General features: G+C 71.2%; 13 protein-coding genes. 2 read left to right on the forward strand and 11 right to left on the reverse strand.

Annotated elements, in window-relative coordinates:
* Positions 1 to 11 precede the first annotated feature (11 nt).
* The 6 genes from E1202_RS00850 to hutH all read right to left on the reverse strand — a co-directional run bounded on the left by E1202_RS00850 (position 12) and on the right by hutH (position 7,752).
* The gene (locus E1202_RS00850) at positions 12 to 797 is read right to left on the reverse strand and encodes a class I SAM-dependent methyltransferase (RefSeq protein WP_207918409.1); all 786 of its coding nucleotides are present in this window, start codon (positions 795 to 797) and stop codon (positions 12 to 14) included.
* Between the two features lie 126 nt (positions 798 to 923).
* Positions 924 to 2,084 (reverse strand): imidazolonepropionase, encoded by a 1,161-nt coding sequence (hutI, locus tag E1202_RS00855; protein WP_132680327.1) that lies wholly within the window; start codon positions 2,082 to 2,084, stop codon positions 924 to 926.
* A 14-nt stretch (positions 2,085 to 2,098) separates the two neighbouring features.
* Entirely contained in the window at positions 2,099 to 3,388 is a 1,290-nt protein-coding gene (locus tag E1202_RS00860) for a formimidoylglutamate deiminase (RefSeq protein ID WP_132680328.1), read from the reverse strand.
* Between the two features lie 4 nt (positions 3,389 to 3,392).
* A complete protein-coding gene (locus E1202_RS00865) occupies positions 3,393 to 4,577 on the reverse strand; it encodes an allantoate amidohydrolase (protein WP_132680329.1) in 1,185 nt (394 codons plus the stop codon).
* Positions 4,574 to 6,220 carry a urocanate hydratase gene (gene hutU, locus E1202_RS00870; RefSeq protein ID WP_132680330.1) on the reverse strand — a complete coding sequence of 549 codons (1,647 nt, stop codon included), beginning with the start codon at positions 6,218 to 6,220 and terminating at the stop codon, positions 4,574 to 4,576. The genes E1202_RS00865 and hutU overlap by 4 nt, the downstream gene beginning before the upstream one ends.
* A complete protein-coding gene (gene hutH / locus E1202_RS00875) occupies positions 6,217 to 7,752 on the reverse strand; it encodes a histidine ammonia-lyase (protein ID WP_132680331.1) in 1,536 nt (511 codons plus the stop codon). The genes hutU and hutH overlap by 4 nt, the downstream gene beginning before the upstream one ends.
* 77 nt (positions 7,753 to 7,829) lie before the next feature.
* Between hutH and E1202_RS00880 the strand changes: the two genes are divergently transcribed.
* Positions 7,830 to 8,612 carry an IclR family transcriptional regulator gene (locus E1202_RS00880; protein WP_132680332.1) on the forward strand — a complete coding sequence of 261 codons (783 nt, stop codon included), beginning with the start codon at positions 7,830 to 7,832 and terminating at the stop codon, positions 8,610 to 8,612.
* A gap of 33 nt (positions 8,613 to 8,645) precedes the next feature.
* Here E1202_RS00880 and E1202_RS00885 read toward each other — a convergent pair whose 3' ends face one another.
* From E1202_RS00885 to E1202_RS00900, 4 genes are read right to left on the reverse strand one after another with little or no spacing between them, the layout of a single operon-like run.
* A complete protein-coding gene (locus tag E1202_RS00885) occupies positions 8,646 to 9,521 on the reverse strand; it encodes an ABC transporter substrate-binding protein (protein WP_132680333.1) in 876 nt (291 codons plus the stop codon).
* On the reverse strand, positions 9,518 to 10,201 hold the full coding sequence (locus tag E1202_RS00890; RefSeq protein WP_132680398.1) for an ABC transporter permease: 684 nt from the start codon (positions 10,199 to 10,201) through the stop codon (positions 9,518 to 9,520). Before E1202_RS00890 ends, E1202_RS00885 begins: the two co-directional genes overlap by 4 nt.
* On the reverse strand, positions 10,198 to 10,839 hold the full coding sequence (locus E1202_RS00895; RefSeq protein WP_132680334.1) for an ABC transporter permease: 642 nt from the start codon (positions 10,837 to 10,839) through the stop codon (positions 10,198 to 10,200). Before E1202_RS00895 ends, E1202_RS00890 begins: the two co-directional genes overlap by 4 nt.
* Positions 10,836 to 11,918, reverse strand: a complete 1,083-nt coding sequence (locus tag E1202_RS00900) for an ABC transporter ATP-binding protein (RefSeq protein ID WP_207918410.1) — start codon at positions 11,916 to 11,918, stop codon at positions 10,836 to 10,838. Before E1202_RS00900 ends, E1202_RS00895 begins: the two co-directional genes overlap by 4 nt.
* Positions 11,919 to 12,107: 189 nt before the next feature.
* Here E1202_RS00900 and E1202_RS00905 point away from each other — a divergent pair, with 189 nt between their 5' ends.
* Positions 12,108 to 13,637 carry a bis-aminopropyl spermidine synthase family protein gene (locus E1202_RS00905; protein ID WP_132680335.1) on the forward strand — a complete coding sequence of 510 codons (1,530 nt, stop codon included), beginning with the start codon at positions 12,108 to 12,110 and terminating at the stop codon, positions 13,635 to 13,637.
* On the opposite strand, the gene E1202_RS00910 is transcribed toward E1202_RS00905, so the two are convergent.
* Complete coding sequence (locus E1202_RS00910) at positions 13,624 to 16,446, reverse strand: bifunctional diguanylate cyclase/phosphodiesterase (RefSeq protein ID WP_235877502.1); 2,823 nt, start codon at positions 16,444 to 16,446, stop codon at positions 13,624 to 13,626. The genes E1202_RS00905 and E1202_RS00910 overlap by 14 nt on opposite strands.
* Positions 16,447 to 16,501: the final 55 nt, after the last annotated feature.

The raw sequence follows: 16,501 nt of genomic DNA on the forward strand, positions 1-16,501 counted from the left end.
AGCGGCGATGATCAGCCGAGGCGCTTCGCCAGGGCGAGCTGCGTCAGGTAGCGCTTGGTGATCACGCCGTCGTGGTCAGCGTCGATGCGCTGCCCGATGCACTCCAAGAGCTGGTCAAGCGCCGAATGCGGCATCGCCCGATGCCCCGAGTAGGTCATCAGCAGGCCGAGGTACTGATCGGTCGTGTAGCGGGCCTCCCACTCGTAGCGGTGGAACTCCGGCGGGCTGAAACGAGCCGAGCGGTGGAACTCCTCCGGGTCCTTCGGGATCTCGTCGGTAACCGGAAGGCGCCGGCCGGGCTCGGCGTTGGGAACGAATCGCTCATAGCACTGCTGAGCCTGCGCGAAGAACTCGTCGCTTCCGCCGGCGACGTGGTGCGTCGAGACCACGGCGAGCGCTCCACGGGGACGCAGCGCATCTGCGGCCTTGATCATGCGCACCGCGGGGTCGAGCCGGTGGAACGAGGTCGCCGCCACGACCAGTTCGAATTTCACCGGCGGGAGCGGCCACTCCTCGAATGCGGCGACCACCACCCGCGCGGACACGTAATCGGCGAGGCGATGCCGGGCGACCCCAGCCAGCTCTTCCCCGGGTTCGAGAGCGGTGACCGCGAACCCGCGGGCAGCCAGCGGCACGGTCGCCTGCCCGGTGCCGCAGCCGATCTCGAGCACCCGGGCCCCTTCACCGACGGCTGCGGTGAGCACGTCGAACAGCTGCGCCGGGTAACCCGGGCGGCACCGGTCGTAGAGGTCGGCGTCCTCGGTGAACACCGACCGCATCCGCTCGCGGTCGTTCACCGAGGCATTCTCGAACCGCAGGTCATGAGCGCAGTCTACGAACCAGCGACCGTGTTGACAGGAAGGTTCCCATGCTCACGACCGAAACGTGTCAAGGCGAGAACCGCGAAGGCCCACGAGGTGACCTCATCGAACGCGGTCGCCTTCGCGCCACACAGCGCGGGCCAGGGGAACACCAGGCCGATAGGCCAACCACGTCGTGCTCGGGGCCTCGAGCACCTGGAGGTCGGCCCGAGCGCCCGGGCGCAGCACGCCGACGGCACCGTCGCCGGTTTCGCGTCGCAGCGCACGCGCGCCACCCCAGGTGGCCGCGCGAACGGCTTCGGCCACGCTCATCCGCATCTGCAGGACCGCCGTCGTCACGCAGAAGGCCATCGACGAGGTGTAGGACGAACCCGGGTTGCAGTTGCTGGCCAGCGCCACGGCGGCCCCGGCGTCGAGCAGCGCGCGGGCATCCGGGAGGGGTTGGCGGGTGGACAGGTCGCAGGCCGGCAGCAAGGTCGCGACGGTGTCAGAAGCTGCGAGCGCGTCCACGTCGGAAGGCTCCAGGTGGGTGCAGTGGTCGACGCTGGCCGCTCCGACCTCGACCGCCAAGGTCACTCCCGGCCCGGGTCCGAGCTGGTTGCCGTGCACCCGCAGTCCCAGGCCGCGCCGGCGGGCGGCCGTCAGCACTCGACGGGACTGGTCGGCGTCGAAGGCCCCTTCCTCGCAGAACACGTCGCACCATCCGACGTGATCGGCGACGGCGTCGAGCATGTCCCCGCACACCAGGTCCACGTAGTCGGCGGCGTCCGCTCCTGGCGGGACGAGGTGGGCTCCGAGGAAGGTGACCTCGTCGGCGACCGCGGCTGCGATCTTCGCCGCGCGCAGCTCGTCCTCGACGGTCAGCCCGTAGCCGGTCTTGGTCTCCACGCAGGTCGTGCCCTGGGCGGCGGCCTCCTCGACGTGACGGCGCAGGTTGTCCGCGAGTTCGGCGTCGGTGGCCTGCCTGGTGGCGTTGACGGTGACCGCGATCCCGCCCGCCTGGTAGGGCTGACCGGACATGCGGGCGGCGAACTCGGCGGTGCGGTCGCCGGCGAAGACGAGGTGTGTGTGGCTGTCCACCCAGCCGGGCAGGACCGCTCGCCCCTCGACGTCGACGCGGTCGTCCGCGTCGGGCGCGGACCCGGCGTGACCGACCCAGGCGACCCGGTCGCCGTCGATGACCACCGCCGCGTCGGCGATGGTGCCGAGCGCGTCGTCGTTGGTCGTGAGTTCACCAATTCCAGTGATAACAGTGGATGACATCGCTGCCTATTTCCTCACGCTCGGAGTGCCGTGATGGATTCGCGCAGTTCACGCGCGGTATCGATGGTGGTGTGGGCTCCGTCGGCGACCGCGGTCCTGCCACCGGTGATCACCTCGCGCACGTCCCCGGCGCGGGCCACGGCCGGGACCACCGGGATCGCGACGCCGGCCAAGCGCGGTGTGTCGAGGTCGATCGCGACGAAGTCCGCGCGGGCTCCCACTTCGAGCCGTCCCGCATCAGGTCGCCCGATGGCGGAGTGCGCAGTGCCCATCGCGAGCAGCTCGCCCGGCCCGTGGTGTCCCCGGGTCTCCGTCGCCAACCGCTGGTAGGACTCCACTGCCTGCGCCTCGGCGAGGACGTCGATGACCGAGTGCCCGTCGCTGCCCAGTGACAGAGGACTTCCCGCCACCGCCAGAGCTCCGGCAGGACCGATCCCATCGGCCAGGTCCGCCTCGGTCGTCGGGCACAGGCACACCCCGGTTCCGCTGCCGCCCAGCAGTGCCACGTCCCCGGCCGCGAGGTGCGTGGCGTGCACGGCGGTGACGTCCTCACCGAGAGCACCGCGCTCGGCCAGCAGCTGCACCGGTGTTCGGCCGTGGGCCGCCAGGCACGCCTCGTTCTCCGCGCGCTGCTCGGACACGTGCACGTGCAGGGGAACCTTCCTGTCACGCGCCCACCCCGCGACCTGCCCGATCGCCTCGGCCGGCACCGCGCGCACCGAGTGCACCGCGGCCCCCAGCAGCACGTCCTTCGCGGTGAAGGACTCCGCGCGTTCGCCCCATCCGGCCGCGTCGCCGTCGGAGAACCGCTGTTGAACCTCGTCGAGCTCTCGGTCGAAACCACCTGCGAGGTAGCAGGTGTCCAGCAGCGTCAGCCTGATTCCCGCGTCGTGGGCGGCTTGCGCCAGCGCGTGGCTCATCGCGTTCGGGTCGCGGTAGCGGGAACCGCCGGGCGCGTGGTGCAGGTAGTGGAACTCGCCGACACCGGTGATGCCCGCCTGCACCATCTCCGCGTAGACGCCGCGCGCGAGCAGGTAGTAGCTGTCCGGGTCGAGCTTCGCCGCGACCCGGTACATCTGCTCCCGCCAGGTCCAGAACGTGCCGCGTGCGGTATCACCGCGCAGCGCCCGGTGGAAGGCGTGGGAGTGCGCGTTGGCCAGACCCGGCAGCACCAGGCCGGGAAGTCTCCGCGCACCACCGGGGGCCTCGCCTCTCCGCACAGCGGTGATCCGCCCGGACTCGACCTCGAACAGCACGTCGCGGCAGGGACCTTCGGGCAGCCACGCCCATTCGCACCAGAACATCCCCTCACCCCGCCAGGTCGGCGAGAACGCGGGCGAGGGCGTGGGAACCTTCCTCGCAGTCCTCGGCGGTCGCGTGCTCTTCGGGGGCGTGGCTGATGCCGGTCGGGTTGCGCACGAACAGCATCGCGGTCGGCTTCTCCGCTGCGAGCACGCCCGCGTCGTGGCCGGCGCCGGTGGGCAGGACCGGGACGTCGTCGAGGACGCCGCGCAGCCGGTCTCGCAGCGCCGGGTCGAAGTGGACGGTGTCGCCGAAGGATTCCTCGACGACCTCCACCTGACACCCTTCCTGCGCGGCGAACTCCCTCGCCTGCCCGGCCAGGTCGTCGACCATGGACCGCGCTCCGCTGGGAGCGCGCGCGTCGAGGTGGACGTCCACGGTCGAGGCGATGACGTTGGTGCCGCCCGGAGTCGGGACGAGTCTGCCGACCGTCGCACGACCATCGGGGGTCGCGGCTGCCATGCGGCGGGCGGCGAGGACGAGTTGCGCGGCGGGGAGCATGGGATCGTTTCGGTCACCGATGAGCGTGGCGCCCGCGTGGTTGCCCTGACCGCTGAAGCGGAACCGCCACCTGCCGTGTCCGAGGATCGAGTCGGCGACCGCGACGGGACGCTCCAGGTCGATCAGGCCCTTGCCCTGTTCCACGTGCAGTTCCACGAAGGTCCCGATGCGCGCGAGCGCGGTCTCGTCACGGCCGATGCGGGCGGGGTCCGCGCCGAAGGAGCGCACCGCCTCGGCGAGGGTGCCTCCGTCGGGGTCGCGCAGGTTGCGGGCGTGATCCGGGTGGATGGTTCCCGTCATCAGCCGGGACCCGAGGCAGGGCACGCCGAAGCGGCCGCCTTCCTCCTCGGCGAAGACGACCACGGCCAGCGGTGTGCGCGGCTGGAAGCCCTGTTCCCGCAGGAGGTCCACCGCTTCGAGCGCGCTGACCACGCCGAGGGGGCCGTCGAAGGCCCCGCCGCCGGGCACCGAGTCGAGGTGGCTGCCGGTGACGACCGCGCCGGGGCCCGGTTCTCCCCACCAGGCCCAGATGTTGGTGTTGGCATCGGTTTCCACCGCGAGACCGCGGTTCTCGGCCTGCTCGACGAACCATTCGCGCAGGTGCCGCTCGGCGTCGTCGAAGACGTGCCGCGAGTAGCCGCCGCGCCGCTGATCGGCGCCGATCCCGGCGATGGCGTTCAGCCCGCTCATCGGCTCACCAGCGGAGTCCGCACGCCGCGCTCGGCAGCGACCTCCTCAGCGCGTTCGTACCCGGCGTCGACGTGCCGGATCACTCCCATGCCCGGGTCGTTGGTGAGCACCCGCTGGAGCTTCTGGGCGGCGAGCTCGGTGCCGTCGGCGACCGTGACCTGGCCGGCGTGCAGGGAACGTCCCATGCCGACGCCGCCGCCGTGGTGCAGCGACACCCACGTCGCGCCGGAGGCGGTGTTGACCAGGGCGTTGAGCAACGGCCAGTCGGCCACAGCGTCGGAGGAGTCGGCCATCGCCTCGGTTTCGCGGTAGGGGGAGGCAACCGATCCGCAGTCGAGGTGGTCGCGGCCGAGGACCACGGGTGCGGCCAGCTCCCCGGAGGCGACCATCTCGTTGAACCGCTGGCCTGCTGCGGCGCGCTCGCCGTAGCCGAGCCAGCAGATCCGGGCGGGAAGGCCGTGGAAGGGAACCTTCCTGTCAGCCAACCGGAGCCAGCGGGCGAGGTGCTCGTCGTCGCCGAAGAGCTCCAGCACGGCCTTGTCGGTCTTGGCGATGTCGGCGGGGTCGCCGGACAGCGCCGCCCAGCGGAAGGGACCTTTTCCTTCGCAGAACAGCGGGCGGATGTAGGCGGGGACGAAGCCCGGGTAGGCGAAGGCCCGGTCGTATCCGGCGAGCTGGGCTTCGCCGCGCAGCGAGTTGCCGTAGTCGAAGACCTCGACGCCCGCGTCGAGGAATCCCACCATCGCCTCGACGTGCTGGGCCATCGATTCCCGCGCCCGGGTGGTGAACTCGTCGGGTTTGCGGGCCGCGTAGTCGGCCCAGTCCGACAGGTCCACCTCCAGCGGCAGGTACGACAGCGGGTCGTGCGCCGAGGTCTGGTCGGTGACGATGTCCGCAGGCACTCCGCGTCGCAGCATCTCGGGGAGCAGCTGCGCCGCGTTGCCGATGACGGCCACCGAGTAGGCGCGGCGGTCCCGCCTGGCGGCGACGGCCTTGTCGATGGCTTCGTCGAGGGAGTCGGCGACCTCGTCGAGGTAGCCCTGGCGGGCGCGGCGGTGGGCGCGTTCCGGATCGCACTCCACGACCAGCGCGACACCTTCGTTCATGGTGACCGCCAGCGGCTGCGCTCCGCCCATGCCGCCGAGCCCCGCGGTGATGGTGAGCGTTCCGGCGAGGGTTCCGCCGAAGCGCTTGGTGGCGATGGCCCCGAACGTCTCGTAGGTGCCTTGGAGGATCCCTTGCGTTCCGATGTAGATCCAGGACCCGGCCGTCATCTGGCCGTACATCATCAGGCCGAGGTCGTCGAGGCGCCGGAACTCCGACCAGTTCGCCCAGTCGCCGACGAGGTTGGAGTTGGCGATGAGCACGCGCGGCGCCCACTCGTGGGTTCGCAGCACGCCGACGGGTTTGCCGGACTGCACGAGCAGCGTCTCGTCCTGGCCGAGCGTGGTCAGTTCGCGCACGATCGCCTGGTAGCAGGCCCAGTTGCGGGCGGCCTTGCCGGTTCCGCCGTAGACGACGAGGTCGTGCGGGCGTTCGGCGACGTCGGGGTCGAGGTTGTTCTGCAGCATCCGCAGCGGTGCCTCGGTGCTCCAGCTGCGGGCGGTCAGCGTCGTGCCGCGAGGGGCGCGCACGTCGGTCATCGATCCCTCCCTGATTCGGCGGCGGCGAGGACTTCGCCACTGCGGATGAGTCGTTCGGCGGCCTCGATCTCGGGTGCGACGTGCCGGTCGGGGCCCGGTCCTGGCACGTCGCGGCGCAGCAGGTCGCGGACCGCGCCGGTGGCGGGTCCGGGGTCCAGGGGTGCGCGCAGGTCGAGGGCGCGAGCGGCGGTGAGCAGTTCGACGGCCAGCACGGTGGTGAGGCCGTCGACGGCGCGGCGGAGCTTGCGGGCGGCGGCCCAACCCATGGACACGTGGTCTTCCTGCATGGCGCTGGTGGGGATGGAGTCCACGGAGGCGGGCACGGCGAGGCGCTTGAGCTCGGAGACGATCCCGGCCTGCGTGTAGTGGGCGATCATGTGCCCGGAGTCGACGCCGGGGTCGTCGGCGAGGAACGCCGGGAGCCCGTGGGAGCGGGCGACGTCGAGCATCCGGTCGGTGCGCCGGTCGCAGATGCTGGCCACGTCGGCCAGCGCGATGGCCAGGAAGTCCAGCACGTATCCCAGCGGGGCGCCGTGGAAGTTGCCGTTGGACTCGATGCGGCCGTCGGGCAGCACGACGGGGTTGTCGATGGCGGACGCGAGCTCGCGATCGGCGACGGTCTCGGCGTGGGCGACGGTGTCGCGGGCGGCGCCGTGGACCTGCGGCGAGCAGCGCAGCGAATAGGCGTCCTGGACGCGCGGGCAGTCGGGGCCGCGGTGGCTGGCCACGATCGGCGAGCGTGAGAGGAAGGAGGCCATCCTCTCCGCCGAGAGGGCTTGGCCGGGGTGCGGGCGGAGAGCTTGCAGGTCGGCGGCGAAGGGACGGTCGGTGCCGAGCAGCGCTTCGACGCTCATCGCGGCGGTGAGGTCGGCGACGTCGATCAGGGCGGTGATGTCGCGCAGGGCGAGCACCAGCATCCCGAGCATGCCGTCGGTGCCGTTGGTGAGGGCGAGCCCTTCCTTCTCGGCGAGCACGACCGGCTCGATGCCGGCTTCCGCGAGCACGTCCGCGGCCGGGCGCTGCTGCCCTGAGGCGTCGAGGACGTCGCCTTCGCCGGTGAGCGCCAGGGCGACGGCGGCGAGCGGGGCGAGGTCGCCGGAGCAGCCGAGGGAGCCGTGCTCGTGCACGAGGGGAACGATTCCGGCGTTGAGCATCGCGGCCAGGGCGTGAGCGGTTTCGGGTCGGACCCCGGTGTGGCCGGTGGCGATGGTGTGCAGGCGCAGCAGCATCTGGGCGCGCACGACTTCGGGTTCGACGGTGTCGCCGGCGCCCGCGGCGTGGGAGCGGACGAAGGACTGCTGCAAGGCCGCCCTTCGCTCACGGGGGATGTGGCGCACGGCGAGGGCGCCGAAGCCGGTGGAGACCCCGTAGACGGGTCGTTCCTCGGCGGCCAGTTCTTCGATGTGCTTGCGGGTGGCGGCGATGCCTCGTTCGGCGGGCTCGCTGAGCCGCACGGTGCTCCCCTCGCGCGCGACCGAGACGACTTCCGCGCGCGACAGCGGCTGCGGACCGAGGAACAACTCGTTGTGCATGTCCCCATCCCAGCTCGCGGAAGCTCCTGGCAGAAGCCCTGATGGTGGGTCTCTGTCTGGGATGCCAGACTCCAGGCGTGGGCGACAGCAGCGACGTGCCCGCCTTGCGGCGCGGGTTGGCGATCTTGCGGGCGCTGGCGGGGCGGGCCGGGCCGGTGTCGGCGGGTGTGCTGGCGCGCGAGCTGGGCTTGCCGAGGTCGACGACGTACCACTTGCTGGCGGAGCTGGTGGCGGGCGGTTTCGTGGTGCACCTGCCGGAGGAGCGCCGCTACGGGTTGGGGGTCGCGGCGTTCGAGCTGGGTTCGGCCTACTTGCGGCACGATCCGCTCGAGCGGTTGGCGGGCCCGATCCTGCGGCGGTTGGTGGACCGGGTGGGCCGCGCCGCCCAGCTGGGGGTACTGCACGGCGCCGAGCTCCTCTACTTGCTCAAGGAGCGACCTTCACAGCCGCAGACGCTGGTCACCGACGTCGGTGTCCGGTTGCCCGCGCAGCTGCCGGCGTCGGGGCGGGCGATGTTGGCGCACCTCCCGGCGGCGCAGGTGCGCGCGATGTTCCCTTCCACCGAGCGCTTCGTGCTGCGCACGGATCGGGGCCCTCGCAACCTGCCGGAGCTGCGCCGGTTGCTGGCCGAGGAACGCCGCCGGGGCTGGGCGGTGGAGGACGGTGTGGTCACGCCCGGGTTCGCCTCGGTCGCGTGCCCGGTGTTCGACCACACGGTCCGGCCGATCGCCGCCATCGGGGTCACCTTCCGCCATTCCTGCGAGGGCGCGGGTTGCGGCGAGACCTGGCCCGGGTTGGCGGCCGAGGTCGGTGAGGCGGCCGCTGAGCTCACCGGCCGGATCAGCGGTCGCAGCGCTTGACCGGCCGCCGCCGGGGCGGCCGGTCGAGGGCGGTCAGAGTCCGGCGGTGGCGATGAATTCCTTGGCGACGTCGGCGGGGTTGGCCTTGTCCACTTCGAGCCGCTTGTTGAGCTCGGTGAGCTTCTCGGTGGTCAGGGCTCGGGAGACCTTGTTGACGGCCTCGATCTGGGGCGGGGTCAGCTTGCCCTTGCCCGCGAGGGGGATGACGTTCTGCGCCGGGAACATGTTCTTCGGGTCGTCGAGCTTCACCAGGTCGTTGGTGGTGATCTGCGACGAGGTGGTGAACAGGTTCGCGGCCTGGATCTCGCCCGAGGTCAGGGCGTTGACGGTGATCGTGCCGGCTTCGACGCTGCGGATCTCCTTGAAGGTGCAGCCGTAGTCCTGCGCGATCTTGGCTTCCCACCGCGACTTCCACTCGGCGGGCGCGCCGAGGACGATGTCGCGGCAGCGCGGTCCGAGGTCGGCCATGGAGCGCAGGCCGGTGTCGGCGGTGGCCTTGGTGACAGCGAGGACGTCGGAGTCCTCGGCCGGGGACTGCTCGAGGAGTTCCATGTCGGTGCCGACCTTGCCGCGCAGCTGGTCGTAGACCTGCTGCGATTCGGTGGCGCTGGAGGCCGGGTCGAGGAATTCCAGCAGGTTGCCGGTGTATTCGGGCACGAGCGTGAGTTCACCGTTGCGGACGGCGTTGACGTAGAACTCGCGTGCGCCGATGCGGGCTCTCGTCTGCACGTCGGCTCCGGTCGTCTTGAGCGCCTCGGCGTAGACGTGCATCAGCAGCTCGCTCTCGGCGAAGTCCGCCGAGCCGACCACCACTTGGCTGCTCTGGGCCTTGTTGGCTTCGAGCGGGTCTTGCGAGCCGCAGCCGGTCAGCACCAGTGCCGCAGCGGCCAGCGCCAGCAGTCGTTTCATCGATCATTACCTCCTCGTCGGGCGGCCAGGACCAGACCGCGCGGCACCACCAACCGGGTCACACCGGCCAACGCCACGTCGAGCAGGACCGCCAGGGCTGCGATGACGATCGCGGCCGAGGCCATCTGCGCGTAGTCGCTGATCTTCAGGCCGTCGAGCAGGATTCGTCCGAGCCCGCCCAGGCCGACGTAGGCGGCGACGGCGGCGGTGGCCACGACCTGCAGCATCGCGCTGCGAATGCCGCCGAGCACCAGCGGGAGCGCGGTCGGCAGCTCGACCTGCCACAGCACCTGGATCGGGCGCATGCCCATTCCCCTGGCCGCGTCGACGGCGTCGGCGGGAGCGTTGCGCACGCCCGCGTAGGCGCCGGAGAGGATCGCCGGGATCGCGAGGATCACCAGGCCGGCGAGGGCGGGTGCGACTCCGAGGCCGAAGCCCAGGACCAGCAGCGTGACCACGCCGAGGGTGGGCAGCGCCCGCATCGCGTTGCTGAATCCCACCAGCAGCACCGAACCCCGGCCGGTGTGTCCGATGTAGACGCCGAGCGGGACGGCGATGAGCGCGGCGACGAGGACGGAGAGCACGCAGTAGTAGAGGTGCAGCAGCGTTTGCGCGGGGATCCCTCCGGGTCCGCTCCAGTGCGCGGGGTCGCCGAGCCAGGCGATCAGTTCGCCGATCATCGCCGCGCCCGCGGGGTCGCGAGTCGCCACAGCAGCACCAGCATCAGGTCCACCACCAGTGCGAGCAGCAGCGTCAGCACGATGCCGATGATGATCTGCTGCGGGAAGTCGCGTTGGAAGCCGTCGGTGAACAGCCTGCCCAGCCCACCGATGCCGACCAGGGCACCCACGCTGACCAGGCTGATGTTGCTCACCGATGCCACGCGCACGGCGGCGGCCAGCACCGGTACCGCCAAGGGGAGTTCGATCGCGAACAGCCGCCGGCCCGGCCGGTACCCGATGGCGGTGGCGGCGGCGACGATGTGGCCGGGCACGGAGTCCAGCGCGTCGCGGACCGGTCGCACCAGCAGCGCCGCGGTGTAGAGGGTCAGGGCGATGATGACGTTGAGCGGCGACAGGAGCGGGGTTCCCATCAGGCCGGGGAGGATCACGAACAGCGCCAGGGAGGGAATGGTGTAGACGATGTTGGCGGTGTTCTGCAGGGCTCCGCGCAGCCAGCGGACGCGTTGGGCGAGACGTCCGAGGGGCAGTGCCAGCAGGACGCCGAGCAGCAGCGGGAGCAACGACAGGTAGAGGTGTTCGGCGAGCTGGGTGGCGACCAGTTCGCGGTTGCTCGGGGAGTCGAAGAAGTCGATCACGTCGCCGCCCGGTGGTCGTCCAGCAGCGACAGCACGTCGTCGGCCGTGACGACGCCGACCGCGCCTCCGTCGGCGTTGACGACGACGCCCAGTCCGGACGGTGCGGACAGCGCGGCGTCCAGAGCGCCACGAAGGTTCCCCTGCTCGACGTGGAGCGAGCCGCCGGCCACGAGGGTGTGCTCGGCGAGGTCGCCGTCGGAGTCGGTGCCCGGGGGCAGCCAGCCGCGTGGACGGTCACCTTCATCCACCGCCAGCCGCCACTGGTCGGCGGAGGGGACCTTTTCTCCCAATCGGACGGTCGGGACGGGTTTCGGCCGCAGGCGCGCGGAGTCCACGAAGGACAGGCGGCGGTAGCCGCGGTCGCGGCCGACGAACGACGTCACGAAGTCGTCGGCCGGTGAGGCCAGCAGGTCGTCGGGCTGCGCGTACTGGGCGAGGTGTCCGCCTTGGCGCAGGACGGCGACCTTCTCGCCGAGCTTGATGGCCTCGTCGATGTCGTGGGTGACGAACAGGACGGTCTTGTCCAGTTCGTCCTGCAGGCGCAGCAGCTCGTCCTGGAGTCCTTCGCGGACGACCGGGTCGACGGCGCTGAAGGGTTCGTCCATGAGCAGCACGGGCGGGTCGGCGGCCAGCGCTCGGGCCACGCCGACTCGTTGCTGCTGACCGCCGGAGAGCTGCGCCGGGTAGCGCTTGCCGAGGTCGGCGGGGAGGCCGACGAGATCGAGGAGTTCGCGGGAGTGCTCGCGCGCGGCGCGGCGGGTCTTGCCGGCCAGCATCGGGACGGTGGCGATGTTGTCCAGCACGGTTCGGTGCGGGAACAGTCCTGCCTGCTGGATGACGTAGCCGATGTTGCGGCGCAGTTGCGCCGGGTCGCGGTCGCGCACGTCGGTGCCGTCGACGGAGACGGTGCCCGACGAGGGGTCGATCATGCGGTTGACCATCCGCATGAGGGTGGTCTTGCCGCAGCCGGAAGGCCCGACCAGCACGGTGATGGTTCCCGTCTCGACGAACAGGCTGAGTTCCTCCACGGCGACGGTGCCGTTCGGGTACTGCTTACGGACGGACTGGAACTCGATCAAGCGAGCCCCCTCTCGCGCGGGTCCCCCAAACCCGGCCGACCCTAGCCGGACGGTTCTCTTCCCGCGATCGACTGAGATCGATGCGTGATCTGCTCCCATCATGCGGGAAATCGCAGGGCGTTGAACCATCGGAGGTGACACGAACGCGACCGTCGAGGGTTTCTCGCACCGATTAAGCTGTGCAATCCCATGGACAACGCCCAGCCACCCACTCCGATCGAAGCCGTTCGAGCGCTCCACGCCGAGCACGGCCTCCTCGGCCACCACGTGCGCCGCGTGCTGGCCGAACTCGCCTCAGGCCCGCGCTCGCTGGACGAGCTGATCAGGCGGACCGGGGTGTCGCGCCGGACGGTCGAGCAGGTGCTCACCGCCGTCGGTGATGACCTCGACGAGCACGGCGGCATCAAGGCTTCCCTCCTCCCGCTCTACCGGCAGGAGTGGTCCCTCGACACCGCGTCCGCAGCGGACACCGAAGCCGGGCTGAATGCCGAGGCGTTGGAGTCGATGCGCGGTTTCATCACCTCCGGGCCTCGTCCGGAGGCGGCGCTGGACCACGTCACCGCGACTCCGGAGACCGCGCTGCGCCGGGCGATGTGGCTGCGCGACAACTACGACCTCCACGGCAAGAAGGTCCTGTGCCTGGGCGATCACGACCTGACGTCGTTGGCGCTGTCGCTGGTGGTGCCGTCGGCGCAGGTGCGCGTGGTGGACCTGGACGAGCGCATCCTCCGCCACATCGACACCGTCGCGGCCGAGCGCGGGTTCGGCATCGGTACCACCCACGCCGACCTGCGCTTCGGGTTGCCGCCTTCGGTGGAGGGCTGGGCTGATGCGGTGTTCACCGACCCGCCCTACACCCCGGAGGGCATCGGCCTGTTCTCCACGCGGGCCGCGGAATGCCTGGCGCCGGGCCACAGCCGGATGTTCCTGGCCTACGGCTACAGCCCGCGCACCCCGGCTCTGGGGTGGAAGGTCCAGCACGAGCTGTTGCGACTGGGTTTCGTGTTCGAAGCGATCCTCCCCCAGTTCAACCGCTACTACGGGGCGCAGGCCATCGGCAGTGCGAGCGACCTGTACGTGTGCCAGCCGACCTCGCACACCCGCAAGCTGGCGCTCCGCCAGGACCAGGCGATCTACACGCACGGCCCGCAGTCGGTGGAGGCGTCGGGCGAGGTTCCGGCGGCCTTGCCGGAGGCGGCCGCGGAGCGGCTCGGCGCACCGGTCGCCGAGTTGCGCCGGGCGGGCTGGACTCGTCCGGTGCGCGAGGGCGCCCCGGCGGCCTTCGACCTGCGCGCCGATCCGGGGCCGTGGCTGCTGCGGATGCTGCTGGCGTGCAGCGCGCAGAAGGTGGCGTTCGTGGTGGCCAACAACCACCCCGACATCACCAGCGAACGCGCCCAGACCGAGCTGCGCGATCTCGTCAGCGCCAAGTACCGGTTGAAGCTGCACCGCAGCACCCCGGACGGCAAGCACGCGGTCGTGGTCGCCGAACGCGCGGGAACCGAGTCGGCGGCCGATTTCGTGCTGCAGCGCGCTCACGGCAAGCTGGGCAACGTTTGGCGGGAAGCGCTCATCGCCCGGAGCGAGGACCTCACCAAGCGTCAGGCGCGGGAGGCGGTCGCCGAACTCGCGCCGCACCCCGGCGACCTGGAGCTGCGGCTGATCGACCTGCCGAGGCACCGGATCGCCGACGTGCTGCGGGCGATCACGGCACGGTGAGGGGCCCGTTGGCGAGCATCTCGCGGAACTTCGGGGCGGGCACGGCGCCGGAGAACAACCAGCCCTGGTAGGACTCGACGCCGACGCCGCGGAGCAACCGGAACTGGGTGGCGTCCTCGACTCCTTCGGCGACGCACTGCCGGTCCATCGCGTAGGCCATGTCGACGACGGCGCGGGCGACCGCGAAGTCCGAGGCGTCGCCGCCGACTCCGGCGACGAACCGCCGGTCGACCTTGATGATCTGCGCGGGCAGGTCCTTGAGCCGGGCCAGCGACGAGTAGCCGGTGCCGAAGTCGTCGACGGCGAACCGCACGCCGCGGGAGACGAGTTCGCCCATCTCGTGCCGGGTGCGGGAGGGCAGGTCGACCAGCGAGGTCTCCACCAGTTCCAGGATCACCCGGTCCCACGAGATGCCGGTTTCGGCGACGATGTCGGCGACGGAGTCGACGAAGTCGGGGCCGCCGGGGACCAGGCCCGCGAGGTTCACGGCGATGCTGACGGGGCGGCCGTTGCGGACCGGCCAGGACGTCGCTTCGCGCAGCGCGGTGCGCAGGACCCAGCGGTCTAGTTCGCGCAGGAGGTCCCCTTGTTCGGCCACCGGGAGGAACGCGTCGGGCGAGAGCATCCCGCGTTCCGGGTGCGGCCAGCGGATCAGCGCCTCGGCGCTGACGACGGTGCCCTCGGCGTCGACGACGGGCTGGTAGTGCAGGGCGAGTCCGTCGTTGCTGAGCGCTTCGCGGAGCTGCCCTTCGAGGTGCAGCTGGCGGTCGGCCGCGGCCATCAGGGCCGGGCTGGCCAGCGAGACCTTGCCGGTGCCGCGCCGCTTGGCTTCGAACATGGCGGCGTCGGCGAAGCGCAGCAGGTCTTCGCCGCCCGAGCTGGAGCCGTTGGGCACGGCCGCGCCGATCGATGAGGAGACCCGGACCAGCTGGCCGTGCACCGGTACGGCGGTGCGCAGCAGCGCCGAGACGCGGGTGGCGAGCTGGTCGACTCCGCCGCTGGCCTCGACGTCGGAGCAGATGATGACGAACTCGTCGCCGGAGAGCCGTGCGGCCGTGCACTCCACGGGTAGGCCGCCTTCGAGGCGCCGCGCCAGGGCGACCAGCAGTTCGTCGCCGGCGTCGTGCCCGAGGGAGTCGTTGACCCGCTTGAAGTTGTCGATGTCGCAGAACAGCACGGCGATGCCGGGTGAGTCGGCCCGGCCCAGCAGCCTGCCGAGCAGCTCCTTGACGGCGGTGCGGTTGGGCAGCCCGGTCAGGTCGTCGTGGGTGGCCTGGTAGCGCAGGGCTTCGGCGGCACGCCGGCGTTCGGTGATGTCCTGGAACACCACGAGCCAGAACTCGGTTCCGTCGTCCTGCACCGAGGTGGAGGTGTGCAGCTCGCAGTAGACGGGTTCGCCGTCGGCGCGCACCATGACGCGCTGCGGCGCGCGGCGGCGGATCCCGGCGTGCTCGTCGGGCGCGGGCAGGCTCGGGTCGGCTTCCTCGGGGTGGATGATGTCGCGGATGCTGAGCCCGCGCATCTGGTCGAGCCGGTATCCGAGGAGGTCGCAGAGGGCTTCGTTGGCGTTGACGAGGCGTTCGGAGTGGTCGAACAGCCCGATGCCGACCGGGGTGATGTTGACCAGGTCGGAGAAGCGCTGGCTGGAGCGCTCCATGCGGGTGACGACGGCGCGCTGCTCGGTGACGTCCTGCACGGTGCCGACGAAGAGGTCCCTGCCGTCGGCGTCGACGATCTTGGTGCCGTGGATCCGCAGGATGCGGGTGGTCTCGCCGTTGCGCAGGTAGCGGTGCTCGATCTCGACGGGTGCACCGCGTTCGACCAGCGGCCGCCACGCCTGGCGGACCCACTTGCGGTCGTCGGGGTGGACGTGGTCGAGGTAGCGGTCGAAGGTGCCGGTGGTGGTGACGGGCTGGCCGAGGATCTCGTAGAGCATGCTCGACAGCCGCATGACGTTGGTGCGCGGATCGACTTCCCAGGTGCCGAGCCGGGCGATGCGTTGCGCGTCCTGCAGCCGTCGGCGCTCGTCGCGCAGCTGCCGTTCGAGGGCTCGGTGTTCGGTGACGTCCTGCACGGTGCCCTGGACTCGCACGATCTGGCCCGCGCGGTCGTACTCGGCGCGCCCGGTGCACAGGAAGACGCGGGTGCCGTGCAGGTTGCGCAGTTCGGCTTCGAGCAGTTCGCCTTCGGCGGCGGTGAGCACGTCGGCGTAGAACTGCGCGGCGCGCTCGCGGTCGTCGGGGTGGGTGGTGGAGATCATCGCCGTGACGTCGTCGGCGTGCTCGGCTCCACCGGCGCCGAGGAAGTCGGCGAGCAGCGGGCTGCGGTAGATCTCGCCGGTGTCGGGGTAGTAGACCCAGCTGGCGACCTTGGCGAGGCTCTGGGCGTCGATGAGCCAGTAGCGCTCTTCGGAGTCGCGCGGCCCGACTTCGGTGCCGGGTTTGTCCTCGGTGAGGTCGGCGACGTCGACGAGCAGGGTGACCTGCAGCGTCGTGTCGTCGGGGTGCGGCCAGGTCTGGAGCCGCACGGGGGCGCGTCGCTGCGGGCCGCGCAGCCAGGTCTCGCGGCCTTCGCGGCCGATGAGGTCGACGAGTTGGCTGCCGACGAGGGCGCTCGGGTCGGCGTGGCCGGCCAGCTTGGCTGCCTGCTCGGTGGCGGCGACGACCTGGCCGTCCTTGTCGCTCAGCAGTGCGGGGGCGTCCGGAAGCGCCACTCTCGGGACCTGCACGCGCGCTGGGGTGCCGGCCAGGCCGAGACTCCCGGGTGCCGATGGCATCCGGGTCCGCTCGCTCCGCTCGGTCAACTGCACCCCTCCCGCGTTGCAGCCGCAACGGCCGCCCATTACGGCCCCGATGACGAACCAC

Origin of the sequence: Saccharopolyspora karakumensis (assembly GCF_004349225.1) — a bacterium.
Lineage (GTDB): Bacteria > Actinomycetota > Actinomycetes > Mycobacteriales > Pseudonocardiaceae > Saccharopolyspora > Saccharopolyspora endophytica.